At 34.2% G+C, this 14,341-nt stretch carries 16 protein-coding genes and 2 pseudogenes; 1 reads left to right on the top strand and 17 read right to left on the bottom strand.

The window, feature by feature from the left end:
• Window positions 1-106 precede the first annotated feature (106 nt).
• The 3 genes and pseudogenes from MKX55_RS09395 to MKX55_RS09385 all read right to left on the bottom strand — a co-directional run bounded on the left by MKX55_RS09395 (window position 107) and on the right by MKX55_RS09385 (window position 2,277).
• Window positions 107-636: pseudogene (locus MKX55_RS09395) on the bottom strand (GrpB family protein).
• Window positions 637-964: 328 nt separating this feature from the next.
• Window positions 965-1,567 carry a hypothetical protein gene (locus MKX55_RS09390; protein WP_339237769.1) on the bottom strand — a complete coding sequence of 201 codons (603 nt, stop codon included), beginning with the start codon at window positions 1,565-1,567 and terminating at the stop codon, window positions 965-967.
• Window positions 1,568-1,659: 92 nt separating this feature from the next.
• Window positions 1,660-2,277, bottom strand: a complete 618-nt coding sequence (locus MKX55_RS09385; RefSeq protein ID WP_339237767.1) for a LysE family transporter — start codon at window positions 2,275-2,277, stop codon at window positions 1,660-1,662.
• A 284-nt stretch (window positions 2,278-2,561) separates the two neighbouring features.
• On the opposite strand from MKX55_RS09385, the gene MKX55_RS09380 reads away from it, so the two are divergent.
• The gene (locus MKX55_RS09380; protein ID WP_339237765.1) at window positions 2,562-3,971 is read left to right on the top strand and encodes a PLP-dependent aminotransferase family protein; all 1,410 of its coding nucleotides are present in this window, start codon (window positions 2,562-2,564) and stop codon (window positions 3,969-3,971) included.
• A 518-nt stretch (window positions 3,972-4,489) separates the two neighbouring features.
• Here the strand turns inward: MKX55_RS09380 and MKX55_RS09375 are convergent.
• The 14 genes and pseudogenes from MKX55_RS09375 to MKX55_RS09310 form a co-directional block, all read right to left on the bottom strand.
• Entirely contained in the window at window positions 4,490-4,897 is a 408-nt protein-coding gene (locus MKX55_RS09375; protein ID WP_339237763.1) for an acyl-CoA thioester hydrolase/BAAT C-terminal domain-containing protein, read from the bottom strand.
• A gap of 101 nt (window positions 4,898-4,998) precedes the next feature.
• Entirely contained in the window at window positions 4,999-5,433 is a 435-nt protein-coding gene (locus MKX55_RS09370; protein WP_339184286.1) for an acyl-CoA thioesterase/BAAT N-terminal domain-containing protein, read from the bottom strand.
• Between the two features lie 119 nt (window positions 5,434-5,552).
• Window positions 5,553-6,449 carry a DUF2268 domain-containing protein gene (locus tag MKX55_RS09365; RefSeq protein WP_339237761.1) on the bottom strand — a complete coding sequence of 299 codons (897 nt, stop codon included), beginning with the start codon at window positions 6,447-6,449 and terminating at the stop codon, window positions 5,553-5,555.
• A 19-nt stretch (window positions 6,450-6,468) separates the two neighbouring features.
• A pseudogene (locus MKX55_RS09360) lies at window positions 6,469-7,211 on the bottom strand (MerR family transcriptional regulator).
• Window positions 7,212-7,708: 497 nt separating this feature from the next.
• Window positions 7,709-7,846 carry a hypothetical protein gene (locus MKX55_RS09355; protein ID WP_339237759.1) on the bottom strand — a complete coding sequence of 46 codons (138 nt, stop codon included), beginning with the start codon at window positions 7,844-7,846 and terminating at the stop codon, window positions 7,709-7,711.
• A gap of 164 nt (window positions 7,847-8,010) precedes the next feature.
• Window positions 8,011-9,183 carry an MFS transporter gene (locus MKX55_RS09350; protein WP_339237757.1) on the bottom strand — a complete coding sequence of 391 codons (1,173 nt, stop codon included), beginning with the start codon at window positions 9,181-9,183 and terminating at the stop codon, window positions 8,011-8,013.
• Complete coding sequence (locus tag MKX55_RS09345; RefSeq protein WP_339184278.1) at window positions 9,184-9,558, bottom strand: MerR family transcriptional regulator; 375 nt, start codon at window positions 9,556-9,558, stop codon at window positions 9,184-9,186.
• 160 nt (window positions 9,559-9,718) lie between these two features.
• Entirely contained in the window at window positions 9,719-10,246 is a 528-nt protein-coding gene (locus tag MKX55_RS09340; protein WP_339184276.1) for a GNAT family protein, read from the bottom strand.
• A 64-nt stretch (window positions 10,247-10,310) separates the two neighbouring features.
• Window positions 10,311-10,460: a hypothetical protein gene (locus MKX55_RS09335; RefSeq protein ID WP_339184274.1), complete on the bottom strand. Its 150-nt coding sequence runs from the start codon at window positions 10,458-10,460 to the stop codon at window positions 10,311-10,313.
• A gap of 330 nt (window positions 10,461-10,790) precedes the next feature.
• The gene (locus tag MKX55_RS09330) at window positions 10,791-11,543 is read right to left on the bottom strand and encodes a PIG-L deacetylase family protein (protein ID WP_339184272.1); all 753 of its coding nucleotides are present in this window, start codon (window positions 11,541-11,543) and stop codon (window positions 10,791-10,793) included.
• Between the two features lie 162 nt (window positions 11,544-11,705).
• Window positions 11,706-12,197 carry a GNAT family N-acetyltransferase gene (locus tag MKX55_RS09325; protein WP_339184270.1) on the bottom strand — a complete coding sequence of 164 codons (492 nt, stop codon included), beginning with the start codon at window positions 12,195-12,197 and terminating at the stop codon, window positions 11,706-11,708.
• Window positions 12,198-12,318: 121 nt separating this feature from the next.
• Window positions 12,319-12,726 carry a YrvL family regulatory protein gene (locus MKX55_RS09320; RefSeq protein WP_339184268.1) on the bottom strand — a complete coding sequence of 136 codons (408 nt, stop codon included), beginning with the start codon at window positions 12,724-12,726 and terminating at the stop codon, window positions 12,319-12,321.
• Between the two features lie 101 nt (window positions 12,727-12,827).
• The gene (locus MKX55_RS09315) at window positions 12,828-13,250 is read right to left on the bottom strand and encodes a PH domain-containing protein (protein WP_339184265.1); all 423 of its coding nucleotides are present in this window, start codon (window positions 13,248-13,250) and stop codon (window positions 12,828-12,830) included.
• Between the two features lie 315 nt (window positions 13,251-13,565).
• Complete coding sequence (locus MKX55_RS09310) at window positions 13,566-14,336, bottom strand: CPBP family intramembrane glutamic endopeptidase (protein ID WP_339184263.1); 771 nt, start codon at window positions 14,334-14,336, stop codon at window positions 13,566-13,568.
• Between the last annotated feature and the right edge of the window lie 5 nt (window positions 14,337-14,341).

The raw sequence follows: 14,341 nt of genomic DNA, 5'->3' as shown, positions 1-14,341 counted from the left end.
TTCAACCCTCAACAAGAAGTAATCATTTCTGCAGAGATTAGATGTTTATTTTAGTTATTTAAAAACATGTTATAGTGCAAATCACTCAAACATTTTTATTCGGTGTTTAGTCCTTTCTCTTTTTTAAAATTTCTTTAACAAATTCTTCCTTGAAATCAGTATAATCATTGACTCCTGTAGAAGATATTTTTAGATACTCCAACTTTATCTCTAAATAATGTTTTCTTGCAGCTTCATCTGAATTTAAATAATTTTAAAGAAAATTAAATTGTTCCATAGCTTCTTTTGATATTCAACCAAGTGAATATAATGGGTTTTTACTTTATAGGTGTCATCAGTAAATTTTGCTAATACAATTTCTCCTGGCCTCTCCACTTTCAGCCTTAAAAAACCCGATCTACTAAAATCTTTAAATAAAGCTTTATCTACCCTATTCAAATCATCAATACCCACCAATATATCTATGATTGGCTTTGCGGCCATCCCCTTAATTGCTGTACTGCCAATGTGCTGAATACGATTTCCCTCAAGAGTTGTGTTTTCTAGCAGCTTATTTTTCACTCTAATAAATTCGTCGTTCCAATCAGGTGTATAGTCTACTAATCTCACTTCATCACTGTTTAAACCTAAATTCACGTTTTCACCTCTCGCATTTTGACATGAATACCTACCTTGCAACTTTACAATATTAAAACGATAAATCATTAAGTTTAATCGGAGTTATTTCTTTGTTCTCCCAGTCGCTTCTAATAAAGGCATAGTAAATTGAGTCTGAAACAGTACCATCAGAGATCGCATAATCAGCTGTTAATATATATTGTTAGAAAATTGGTTGCCAACAAAACCTGAGATGGCAACCTTAATCAAGATTTAGGTCTGGAAATCGCGCTTCGATGGCTCATTTTGTTAAAAATATTGCTATTATAATTTTTCAACTATTCCGCTCTTTAATTTCCACTATCATCTACTTCACAAATTCAGCCTTAAGTAAATAAGCAACATCATATTCTTCAAGCTCATTCATATGTCCCGCCGCATCTTCAAAAAATTCGGTTGTAAGTGAATGCATCCCATTTTCATCATCAGAATACGAAATATTTGCCAATACGGCTTCACCGTTGTCTATAGCTAGCTTTTCCGAAGTACTCCCCCATACATTCGCCATGCTCTCTAAACCGGTTAAATCTGTATCCGAGACATTAATTGAAGTCAAGTTCTCATTGGTACCGACTCCGATATTAAAGCTATTATTGTTTTCATTTGTATTTTCCGAAAGTGTAACAATAATGGAACCGCTTTGCTCAACCTCTGTGGTCAGATGAGCTAATCGATCATCAACCAGCTTACCTGCTTCATATTTTTCAATCCATACAGATGCTTCTTTATATTCACTATCTATATTGAAATCAAATACAAATGATTTATCTGAAGCAATGGAAAGTATGGCGTCTTCCCTCTCTGTTAATTCACTGACAGAAAGGCTGTTTGCATCCGTAGCAGTTTGGCTGCAGGCAACTAGAGCTAATGTCGACAATCCGATGATGAATACCCTAAATAATCTTTTCATTTTTTCTCCCCTTTTTTAACCCGTATTTTGGTCATTCTTTTTCTTAACGATAATGTTGGATACTCATCTTCCAGCGCGTACCACTTTCCTCATTAAAAAACCAATGTGATGATATTCTTCATTATAACCAAACTCACTATAATAACAATAATACTCGAAACTTTGTTTAATATGATGATATACTTCCCCGTTCTATCAATAGATCCGATTAATTTCCCGAGAATCGCAAGGAAAATAAACCATAACCAGGACACCACAATTGTGGAAATACTAAATAGCAATTTCTCCGCGCCAGAATAAACAGCAGCACTGGTACCGATTATCCCTATCGTATCCATAATGGCATGCGGATTAAGCAAGGATACTGATAAAGCAAATCCAATTTGTTTTTTTGCGCTCATCGATTCATACTTTTTTAAGCTTGCAGGCTTTTCATTCCACAGAGACCAAGCCATATAGACTAAGAAGATAACGCCAACCGTATAAATGAAAATTTGTAAGGCGGGCAGCGACATTAATATGAGCGAAACACCCAAGATTGCTAAAACAATTAGGAATGTATCACATAGACCGGCGGTTATGACCACTGGAAGCGCACCGATTATTTTTTTATGATTCGCACCTTGATTAAAAATAAATACATTTTGAGCACCCAAAGGCAGTATAAGTCCTAGTGCGAGAATGAAACCATGAATGACAGGTTGTATCATCAATTTCCCTTCTTTCATTTTATGATTTGGTGTACAAGGAAGTACCCCTTAATATCTTTCATCCTTCATCAAAACAATTTCTCAAATTACCAACCAGAAGAGACATTATCATAAGGACTCTTTTTTGCATATTGGATTCCGTTTTTTCTTTATCCCCTTTAAATATAAAGCTTTTTTAAAGCCTGCACTAAAAATACCTCCTTAAATATGTATGTTATAATAGGATTAAAATAAAGAAACCTGCCAGATTTAAAATAAAAATCCAACCAGAAACGAGAGATAAGATGAGCGGATTCAAATATAAAAAAATCGTTGATGATATTATTCATAAAATAAATGAAGGAGAATTGAAACCAGGAGAAAAACTAGCCTCCCAAAGAGAAATTGCGCAATATTATCATGTCAACAGATCAACCGTCGTGCAATCCTTGGATATTCTCAAAAGCTACGGTGTACTAGATACTATAGAGAAAAAGGGTGTATTTGTATCTCCTAATAAATGGAATACATACATAACAAGTAATATTCGTTGGCAAGATTATATCGGAAAGAGTTTGTCTAAAAACAATCACTACTATATTCAAAAGATTAATGAATTAGAGTTTGATGAAAACATCTTACGGTTGGGGACTGGGGAATTAGCACCTGACTTCATACCCAACCATTTATTTAAAGAGATTTTAAGGCAAGATGAAGAGAATAAATTAACAACAAACTATGAAGAGCCAAAAGGAAAATTAGAGCTTCGATTAGAAATTGTTAACTATATGAAAAAAAGAGAAGTAGTATGTGATGTAAATAATATTTGTGTCACTTCCGGGGCTTTGCAAGGTTTAAAATTGATTGCTGATGGCTTACTTGTACCGCAATCAAAAATTATTATTGAAACACCATCCTATATCCATTCCGTCCGCACATGGCATAATATTAGAGCCAGAATGACTCCACTAACCATTGACTACATCAAACGGAACATAAATAATTTATTTAAAGCTGGGAGTGACTATAAAAACAGTATCTTTTACTGCATTCCATCGCTACATAACCCGACGCAGAACACCTATACCAAAATGGAAAAACAGAAAATCATAAATCAATGTCAAAAAAATGGCATCCCTATCGTAGAAGATGATATTTATGCTGATTTATGGTTTCGCTCTGAGCAGCCTGTGCCAATGAAAGCATTAAAAAACAGCGATAATGTTCTGTATTTAGGCAGCCTCTCTAAAACCGTAAGTCCGGGCTTGAGAATTGGCTGGATTGTAGCAGATAAAAATGTCATTCGACACTTGGCGGACTTAAAAATGCAAAATGATTATGGCGCAAGTTCTATTTCGCAGCATATTGCTGCAAGATGGCTGCGTGACTATCATGAATCTTATATCAAAGAATTAAAAAAGAAGTTAATGTATAAAAGGGACTTGTTTCTAAAAGCTTTAACAACGTATTTATCGGATTACGGGGAATGGAATAAACCGGATGGTTCCTTTTATATTTGGTTTAAACTGCGTGTTTCGCTGGATGTAAAAACACTTTTTAATGAAGCGATTAAAGAAAATATCCTGATTCAACCAGGAGAGATTTATGATAATAGTGCAGCCGATTATATTCGGTTTTCGTATTCTTATATAAATGAAAATAGGATTGAGGAAAGTGTTAGAAGATTAAAAGAAATAATGGAAAGAATAAGGTAATAGGTCAGTAACTTCATTTATTCATGAAGGGAGAACGGTTAGGTTACAACACGATAATTGTCTGGACTTTCCACCTACCCAAACAATTAAAAACAAGTTTAATAGCCTTAACGGATTCACTTTATGAAAAGGTTACTCCTTTTAGGTCTATTATATTGTTCCTCTCCTACGTTCAAATATTCAATTGCCAGACAATCTCTAATTCGTTTCTCTTCATTCTAACTTAAAAATTTCCCCAAAAAAGATTTGACGCTTTTCCAAGCCTTAGCATGAGCTACAGCATTAGCATGAGGATTTCCCCCGAGCAACATTGTGAAGCCCGAATCAAAAGCAAGCTTATCTGAATCCGTTGTCGGTATTCCAGAAGCAACAAAATAATGTCCTGCGTCGGGATAGGTTATATGTTCATAATAATAGGGATGATTTCTTTCGTCCTAAACGCTCTATCACTTTATCAAACATTATATCTGAAGGCCACAATTGATCATCACCACCCGAAATCAAGAGGACAGGATCACTTATGTTCTCTTGATTTCGGCATTCGTTTGTCCTTCCGTCAAATGGAAATACCAATCCCGAAAAATGATAGGCTCTCCTGTTTGTATACTTTTCCCTAAAGACGCTCCAACCTTTTCAGGTGCTTTCCCTTTTGCATAGGGCAACTCCTCGCCTTTATATTTCCAAGAGGAGGAACTACTATTATTTTGACTAATTCCAGGATAAACAACCGAACTTGGTGCATAACCTGCTACCGCCTTAATCGCTGGAAACATAGAAGCTGATAATAGAGCTAGTTCCCTACCCTTTGATGTTCCAACCATACCAATTTTCTTAGTATCTACATTTGGTTGATTGCCCAACCAATTTATTGCTTTTTCAATATAATCAGCTGAAATATTAACCAATTCATATGGTAAATCTTCCATACCAAAGTAAGCTAAAGCAAGTGTATTAAACCCATATGAAGCTAAAAGCGCAGTATTTTCTTCATGTAAACCACCTTCTGATCCCCCAAGCACAATGTTGGTTAGGAAAACAACGTTGCGACTATTCCTTGTTCACGTACCGGTATTCTTTTAACTTCGGGCAAAACGAAATGCCGCTTCAAAGATAACACATCCAACAATGCTTCTTGTCTTTTCAATATTAATTTTACTTCCAAAGGGTTTAAAGGTGTTTGCTTTTTTGATGGTGCGTTTGAGTTGGGCAACATAGACCAAAAAAGACCAGCCGCATCAGCCTCAGAATAAGTTCCTGAAATAGGTTGGGCAGTCATTAAATCAACTCTTCCTTCCGTATCCGCTTCAAATACAGCGCAGGATTCCCAATCTACCCCAAAGTTATCTTGCATTTCAGCTTTAAGCATTACAATATCACATGGAGAAAGTCCGCTCATACTGATTTTCACCTGAGAATCTATTAAATTACTGTTGGCTGAAAAATGAATTTTATGCAGTTCCATTATTTCACTCCTTTCCTGCTGTACAATTTACAGTAAAGCAATGAAAACTATTGGCTAAATAATTATTTTGGACTAATAGTAGATTGTTTTCACTTTTAGCCCGAGGCAGTCATCCATTTTTATTTATCGAACAATCCGCAATGATTTATTATTTCATCTGTTCTCAGCAGGGTTGCTTCAGCAATTCCTATGTTATTTTCTTTCATAAAAGACTGTACAACTTGGAATCCAACGGCATAACCAGCAAATGGTGATAATCCCACAGGCTGGTATCCTTGCTCTACTGCAATTTTATCTCCAAACATATAGCTGCTAACTTCCGCAAAACCTTTAACATCTAATGCATCTTTCATTACCTCGGTAGAGTACGCTAAGTCCTCTTTATCAAAAGAGGTAACCCAAGGTCCTAAAAGCTCCTCTCCATAAAGCTCTTTAGCAAATGATTCTGCTAATCCTTCTATGATTAAATAGTCACCAACCGTAACATTGCCATGATCCCAATCAAAATACGAAAAACGGATATTATGGTTAAATTCATGGGCAATCACTGCTGGAATTTTAGGAGTATTATAGGAATCGGGGTAAATAGACACTTGGATAAATCCCGGAATTCCACCGAATCCGCAATAACCCTTCTGCAATTCTAATTTTTTCGGATCTGCTATATACATTCCAAATCTTAATTCGTCCGTATTTATATTTAAATTATTTTCTTCTATAAATTGGACACAATCGTTCAACGTATTACGTGCTGTTTCAAGTGCTTGAATATCTTTTAAATTCTCCAATGCCTTTTTTCCTGTTTGCGTTTCAGATACATCAAGATAACCGAGCATATTTGTAGCCATTATGACATCATACCCATTAGGGTCTTTAGCCTTTAATGGAACATTAATCGTATTCCACATCTTTTCAAAAGGCTTCATCATAGAGTATCGAAAGTAATTTTCTCTATTTTCCTCCATAGAGAATAACTGTTCATATTGTTTCATTGTATTTTCTATTATTATTTTCACTGTAACCACCCTTTTATTTCTAATTATTTGTAAAGACCTTTATTGCACCGCTCATCAGTGTTGTTAACCCTGTACCATATTAATCAATGTTTGGTATAAAGCGCTTATCTTCCATATAAACTTGACTTAATCCATAAAATTCTTCAAGAGAGTAGTTCTTCCTAAAATTTTCATTTAAGAAATCATACCATTCTTTTATGATGGCTTGTACTTCTTGAGATTCAGGGGAAAAATCATGACAAACCGCAAGTTTATTAAAAATCGCATCCCACCTTTCCAATAAACTTTTGCGTTCATCCTCTGACATTCTTTTTAATTTCGCGTTTACAAGATTGGCAGATTCATTTCCCCAACGTTTACGAGCTTCTTGTTCATAGGCTTTATAGCTAAAGCCAAGCCTTCAAATTTCTCTTCATTTGTCATCTTTATTTCACCTGACATATATTGAATGGTTTTATTAATCGTATTTATCATTTTATCGATATTACTTTGTTTCTCTAGCAACATTTTCCGTTGAAACAGCAATGCTTCCCCGTGGTTAAATGATGGGCTATAAATAATCTTTCTTATTTCTTTTAGAGATAAACTCAACTCTTTAAAGATCAAAATTTGCTGGAGCGTTTTTATATTTTCTTCTGTGTATAATCGGTAACCGGAACTGGTAGTTTCTTTTGGAGTCAATAAACCAATCTCATCATAGTGATGCAGTGTACGAGCACTAACACCCATTAAATCAGTCACTTCCTTTACTCTCATTGCCACTTTTAGCACCTCCTTGTTTAGTACTATGAGGCCTTACGCACCGTAAAAGTCAATAGAAATATCAATTTATTGAAAGTTATTTATTACTCAATTTATTTTTTAACGGGCGCTCTTTAAATCATCTTATGTCGGTTATGATATTTAGTTTGATTTTCAAGTAATCAGAAATTATAAACTGGATCCGCCCTATTTCTATCTTCCACAAGCCAGTGTTTCCCTACTGGCAGCTATTTGTTAATTATTGTTGCTAATCATTCCCGAAAAATTATGGCGTAATTATATATTAAGTATACAAGAGGTGATTAAAACACAAGCGAGAAATAATGGTCAGTATACAATTATTTCTCGCTTGTAAAATATTTAAATATAAAAAACAGCCAAGAACTTTATTTACTAAGATTCATGACTGTTTGCTTTTACTTGCATTTATATTGGTAAAAGATTTTATAGCTTCAAAATCATCTATATTAATTGTTTTAAATATTAAGTCAAATTTATCAAGTTCTGATATTGGTTTTTTTACCTCTGCTATCACCGTCAGTTCGTCGCCTTTGATTCATTAATTCACTATTCTTTTTAACTTTTTCTAAAAAACGGCGAGCATCCTTCCCTTTAGCTGTTGGAGCATTTCGCATTTTAATTCACTCCTTTTCTTAATTATATCAAGAGCATCTTCTCCATTGCAATTAAGGGTTTTTTCTATTATCAATAACACTTAAACCTGTATATACAGCATGGCCACTCTTTTTACTTTTGTAACTTTTTGACTTTATTTTTTTAAGTTCTAAAAGAAAACTTATTATTCAAAAGTACTCCTTTCTTTCTTATTCGTAATTTTATGAATCATAACAAACAGCAACAAAGCAATAAGTACCAATATCCCGCTCCCAGCTCCTACATAATTAACCGAACTTACACTAATCACACCGCCGCCTACAAATGCACCTAATCCAATCCCCATATAAAGCGCGGATGTACTAAAGGATAAAACCATTTGCGCTGATTTTGGATTCAATGATATAAGAAAGGTGTTAAGAGCAGGATTCATCCCAAATCCAGGAACGCCCCATAAAATGGCGACAATGGATACCATAATAACCGCAAGTGTTGATGGATTTAATAACGATAAAAAGGAGAAAGAGGCCAATAATACTGCAAATCCTCCAAGAGACAGCATGAGTGTTTTAGAAGCACCAATTCGATCTGTAAAATATCCGCCTATTAAGTTTCCAAAGAGTGCTCCAATTCCAAATAACATTAGAAAAATACTGATATTCTCCATATTGGTAATCCCCGTAATAATTGGAGCAATATAGGTATAGGTCATAAAGCCGCCAGTAGTACCAATTATATTTACAACTAAGGTTAATAAAATAACCTTATTAAATCCTTTTAATCTTTCTCGAATCGTCATCTCTGCTTCCCTTTTCATTTTAGGTAAAAACAGAAAAACTCCGATAACTGTTATAAACGAAATAACAGATACAAGAATAAATGAATAGCGCCATGTGGCTGCATTACCAATCCATGTTCCGATAGGCGCTCCTAAAACTAAACCGATGGTTATACCTGCCAATATAAATGATAATGCCTTCCCTCTCATTTTTTCAGACACCAAGCTGGCAGAAGCAGTCATTGCTAAAGGAGTAAATATCGCTGCTGCCAAAGCAGCCAATATTCTAGTAATAAAAAGCATTTCAAAAGAAGCTACGATGGCAGAGAGTGCATTCGTAATCGCAAATACCAGCATGGATACAACCAATAACCCTTTTAAAGGCAAATTCATTGTTAAGGTTCCAAAAAGAGGTGCTCCGATAGCATAGGCAATTGCAAAGGCAGTAACCAGTTGACCTGCTGCAGCAATCGTGACATTCATATCATTGGAGATATGCGGTAACAAGCCAGCAATCACAAAGTCGTCTGTCCCGATAATAAATGTTCCAAGCACAAGTATAAGAAGCCGATAATTCACTTAACCCCCGCCTTCTTCTTTTTTCATTTTCCAATACTTCATCAATTTTTCTAAATGCAATTCAATCTCTTGTAGGTGTTTAATTTGTTCACGAACACTTATTAACCTTTCCGAATAAAGATCTACGGCATCTTGAGCACACTCCTTATTTCCAGCAAGCTGAAAATCACCACATGATAAAACGTGATAAATCTCCTCTGTATTCATTCCCAGCTTTAAAAATAATTGAACAGCTTTTACCGTTTCAATATCTGATTCCTCATATTCCCGATATCCGTTTTCCTTCCGGGGAGGACGAATTAAATGCTTCTTTTCGTAATATCGTAATGACCGAATGCTTACTCCTGTTTCCTTTGACAATTCACCGATTTTCATTGGTTTGCCCCCTTCTTTTTCTTAAGTAATATCATCATAAGCCCTGACACCGTGTCAGGGTCAATTCCTTTTTCTTTTGGAATTCTTTACTAAAAAAGCCTTACTGTTTTTTGACAGCAGGCTTATGATGAAATACTCAAATAATTTCATCTCTTTTTAATTACATTTTCCTCCATTCATTTTCTAACATGCTCATTTCCCATAAACTCCAATATTCATTTCCTACTTTCCTAACGTCTCTAAGTAAACCCTCTTTCACAAAACCAACTTTTTCATAACTCTTTATAGCTGATTCATTAAAATCAAATACACCTAATCCAACTCTATGTAGGGACAGATTATCAAAAGCAATTTTGAGTAATTCAGTTACCATTTTCTGACCTATACCTTTACCACGTGAGTTATTGTCACCTAACAATACTTTTCCTATTCTTGCAGAACGGTTCTTTAAATCAATATTGTTTAGAGAAATATGTCCAATCGTTTCATTGGTTTTATTCAAAACGACTTTATAAATATGTACTTTTGAATTTTCTTCATTAGCACCTTTTATATATTGATTTAATTGTTTTAGATCTAAGGGGTAATTAAAATGAGGTCCTGCCCATTGCATAAGAAACTCTGGTGAATCAATCCAACTTATAAGTAAATTAAAATCTTTTTCGCTAAAATATTCCAATCTAATCAATTGTATTCATCTCCCGTTATTTTATGTTAATTAGAAATTAAAGTATAGTTATGAATAATAACCGTTAAGCTTTCTTTCTATTTGATATCCAATATTGTGCTGTTCCTCCTACACCTGCTCCTATTAGTAAACCATATAGAAAAAAATCAAAAATAATGCCAATAACCATACCCATTCCAGTTATCATTAAATAAACATTCCCGGAAAAAAACATCTTTATTTTACCTCCCACAGAAATATATTATATTCTACTAGAAAATAGGTTACTTACATTATCTAAATTATAAAGGCGATTTCAAACACAGAATATTTCGACTTGAATCAATGTTATAATATGTAACCATGTTCAAAGAAAACATACTTAGGAGCTATTTACTCATAAATTACTGTGCCTAATATGTACTATTTTTTAAATCAATTACAGAGCTTTAAGAATTACACAGCATTAAGAATAACAACATATTTATTCTAATCTTCTTACCAACTGATTCACCTAAGAGATGTTCATTTCTTTCAACCAATAACTAGCTACTTTAATTAACAGTTACATATCCATTGCATCTACATTGCTGTGCAGAAACATTAATGGTAAAATTTTAAATCCTTCCGCATAGTTGGAATCATCCTCAATTTGCTTTGCATGTTCCGTTGCTTTATAGGAAAGATAATTTGTTATAAACGTTAAATAGTCCCCGGAAAATTGACTCTTATGCGCTTGAAGAGCTTTTAACTTTTTCTCCCAAAATCTATCTACATTGATAAATGTGTTTGGATTCTTAGTGGTATAATATCCCATCGCCTGCACTTTATGTTCTTTAAGATCCGCTTGCAATTGCTCAGGATAAAACCTTGCATTTCCACTTATCCGCGCTGCAAAAGATGCAACTTTACCAGTAACGACATGATCGAGGTGGGTTTCATAATCGAGCCAAGGATCTACAGTAAAAATAATATCAGGGCATACTGTACGGATTACTCTTACTAACTCTCGCCTCAATTCTTCACTATCATATAAATGTCCATCAGGAAGATCCAACCAGTGTAATTGATTCACACCTAGAATGGAACTGGCTTCTTCCTGCTCCTTTTTTCTGATTTCTATTAATTTCTTCGTTGATAGACTCTTATCATTACTTCCGGAGCCGCCGTCCGTAACAGTTAGATAATGTACATCCACCCCTTCAGATGCAAGTTTTGCAATTGTCGCACCTGCTCCAAATTCATTATCATCATGGTGGGGCTGAATAAATAATGCCCGTTTCATATGGAAAGGATTTGGTATTTCAAAAGAAATCATCTGCTTCACCTCGTTTTATTATATAAAGTTCTTATCATTCCAAAAATTAATATAATTTCTCTATCTTTTAGCGTCTTATTACCATTCCACACCGTATTATTTACCCTTTTACCTTAAGTACTTTCCGCTGCAATGATACCTATGGCAGAAAAAATCTAGAATTTAATTAGAAGGTTCAATTGAATAGATTGCTTGTTCAGCTCCAAACCTGCTAATTGTTCGTTCTAGTTTCATACCTACCCTCTCTAAGAGCTTACAAGAGGATGTATTAACAGTTTGTGTTTCGGCAACGATTTTGGGAAGGTTCAATTCACTTAAGCCATAATCGATTATCAGCTGAACTACCTCTGTTGCATAGCCCCTCCCCCACCAATTCGGTAAAAATTGATAGGAAACTTCAAGGTAAGCGCCATCATGGTGTGGGTCAAGTGAAACTAATCCAATAAAGTTACCTGTGTGTTTTTCTCTAACAGCCCAATAAAAAGAATCATCACTTATTTTAAGCATTTCATCCAATGATGCTTCAATTGAATCCTCTTGACGTACACCACCAAGAAATTTTCTTACTTCACAATCTACATATAATTTTTTCACATCAGCATAATCAGATTTTTGGAAGGTGTTAATGACACATCTTTTTGATTCAAACAACATAATTCATCTCCTGATAATAAATTTATAATCTTTTCATCATGTTCTAAGAATTTATCTCTTTGGCCTAATAATCCTTTCCCCCTTCTATTTCACAATATTTCCCGGTGACTGCACAACTCTCTTAATCTTCTTTTTTATCTTGAAACAATAATTCAGCAAAAGTTAATACAAGGGAAAGGATTAGCTTTGTCCCTAAAGAAAGAGTAAGACTGTTCATAAACGTATCTACGGTCATAATAACAACCCAGTTTGTTGCAAACCCAAAAAGAAATTCGATGACAAGTGATGTTATTCTCCCCGATAATTTTTCAACGGTTAATTTAGCTATGACACCCATAAATAAATCAACTACAAATCCTAGAACAAAGACACTTATGACAAAAATGATTAATGACCAAACAGATTGATATTGAACGCCGAGCAGTACAAAAATTCCTGTTATGCCAAAGAAGAAAATTGCCATTAAAATTCCTACTATAAATATAACAAAAAGTGTCATTCCAATTATATTTTTTGTTTTTTCTTTCATAAATAGATGTATCTCTCCTCTTCCGCTGACTGTCTCGAATATCAAATGAAAATATTGTAAATGATCCCTTGTAAATTTAATTTAACGATATATTAATTCACCTATATATTGGTTTTATTAACTTTTATTTTTGGATTTATTTTGGTTATTTCATTAATGAAACGTTTTGGATTTTTTGGAGATATTAATATTGTATCATATTGGTTATAATTTATTTCTATTCTATTAATGGACAAAGCCGGCGCTGCAATTGGATTTTTTGTAAAACGTATAGAATGAATTTTATCAATAAAAATCGGTTTCTTCTTTAAAATTCCAGAACGTACTTCAAGGACCCCTCTTGCAATTATATATTTTGTATTAAACCAGGCAGTCCCCACAAAAAATATAGAAACCAGTGAAATGATTGTTAAAATCAAACTAAATTCTATAAAAATGGAATATATAATTAGATAGATAAAAAACATCTGTGATCCCCATATTACCCCGCCAAGCCACAAATCTTTTTTCGAGGCAAATACCACCTTCTCCCCCTCTTTTAAGTATCAGCAATTTATTTCTACACATGTTTTAATCGAAATGATCTTATATTAGATTGGATAGCTTAATTGGTATGTTAAAGCATTTTGATTCATTGCTGTAAAGCGACGGTTCAATCAATTCATCAGTTTCATTGCATCATTCAAAAAATAAACCCCGCTAAAATTATTCGGTTATTAGTTGAGAAATATAGCCTGCCAAAAGTCCTGCTAAGAATAATTTTTAGCAGGACTGATTTGCAGACGAAGATTGAACAAGATGCGTTTTCCTCCAAATTTCTCCATAATCGCTTCTGTTGCTTAATAGAGTATCGGTACGATTAGAACGTGAAGAAAGATATCTGCTGACATATGTGCAATAATTGCGTATTCTAAACCTCTTTTCCAATACAAGTAACCGAACCATAAGCCTAAAAGACCGTTCAAAACCAATGTACGAATAACAATAACTCCGGACAACCCACCAAAAACTTGTGCTGCGGCCGGTAAGTGCCCCGATCCGAATAGTATAGCTACAAGGAAAATTGCTATATAGTAAAAACTATTGGGAATATCTCCTTTTTGTTTTTTTGTTATCCAAGCTAATAACCAAACAATGAGTGTCATTCCGAACAATCGCAGCATGATTTCTTCCGTAATTCCTCCGTATATGGAAGCAAGTAAACCTTGCCACCAATTTGGAGAAGCCATTTGATCAGTTGCTGCTCCCATCAAAGGATTAAATACGAATAAATCAAGAAGAATTACAATAACGCTTCCAATTATTGCTACAACTATACTGTTAATCAACCACTTTTTTGAAATATGTACCCATGTCTTTTGATAAACCATTCCATTTAATATTGGAGCATTTAATCCTGTACGATTTTGAAGCCTTAAGCCAACCAATATCATGACAAACATATATAAGGCCTGAAAAGTTGAATTAATAATTATTATTAATGAAGTCGGTATATCTCCTGTTATAGATTGATTGCCCATTAAAGTTAATTCATATGGTATGATAGCAATTATTCCTATTGTGTTTAATATCGTAAATAACAGGACAAGTTTTATTCTCCAGTTTCCCATACATA

Origin of the sequence: Oceanobacillus sp. FSL W7-1281 (genome assembly GCF_037969835.1) — a bacterium.
Taxonomy (GTDB): Bacteria; Bacillota; Bacilli; order Bacillales; family Amphibacillaceae; genus Oceanobacillus; species Oceanobacillus oncorhynchi.
The sequence above is the reverse complement of the archived record's forward strand: the minus strand, read 5'-3'. Positions and strand labels throughout refer to the sequence as shown.

Coding starts and splice junctions, on each gene's coding strand:
- MKX55_RS09390 (WP_339237769.1), bottom strand. CDS start 1,567: ATGAAAAGATTATTTAGGGTATTCATCATCGGATTGTCGACATTAGCT.
- MKX55_RS09385 (WP_339237767.1), bottom strand. CDS start 2,277: ATGATACAACCTGTCATTCATGGTTTCATTCTCGCACTAGGACTTATA.
- MKX55_RS09380 (WP_339237765.1), top strand. CDS start 2,562: ATGAGCGGATTCAAATATAAAAAAATCGTTGATGATATTATTCATAAA.
- MKX55_RS09375 (WP_339237763.1), bottom strand. CDS start 4,897: ATGGAAGATTTACCATATGAATTGGTTAATATTTCAGCTGATTATATT.
- MKX55_RS09370 (WP_339184286.1), bottom strand. CDS start 5,433: ATGGAACTGCATAAAATTCATTTTTCAGCCAACAGTAATTTAATAGAT.
- MKX55_RS09355 (WP_339237759.1), bottom strand. CDS start 7,846: ATGCGAAATGCTCCAACAGCTAAAGGGAAGGATGCTCGCCGTTTTTTA.
- MKX55_RS09345 (WP_339184278.1), bottom strand. CDS start 9,558: ATGAAAATCGGTGAATTGTCAAAGGAAACAGGAGTAAGCATTCGGTCA.
- MKX55_RS09335 (WP_339184274.1), bottom strand. CDS start 10,460: ATGTTTTTTTCCGGGAATGTTTATTTAATGATAACTGGAATGGGTATG.
- MKX55_RS09330 (WP_339184272.1), bottom strand. CDS start 11,543: ATGATTTCTTTTGAAATACCAAATCCTTTCCATATGAAACGGGCATTA.
- MKX55_RS09325 (WP_339184270.1), bottom strand. CDS start 12,197: ATGTTGTTTGAATCAAAAAGATGTGTCATTAACACCTTCCAAAAATCT.
- MKX55_RS09320 (WP_339184268.1), bottom strand. CDS start 12,726: ATGAAAGAAAAAACAAAAAATATAATTGGAATGACACTTTTTGTTATA.
- MKX55_RS09310 (WP_339184263.1), bottom strand. CDS start 14,336: ATGGGAAACTGGAGAATAAAACTTGTCCTGTTATTTACGATATTAAAC.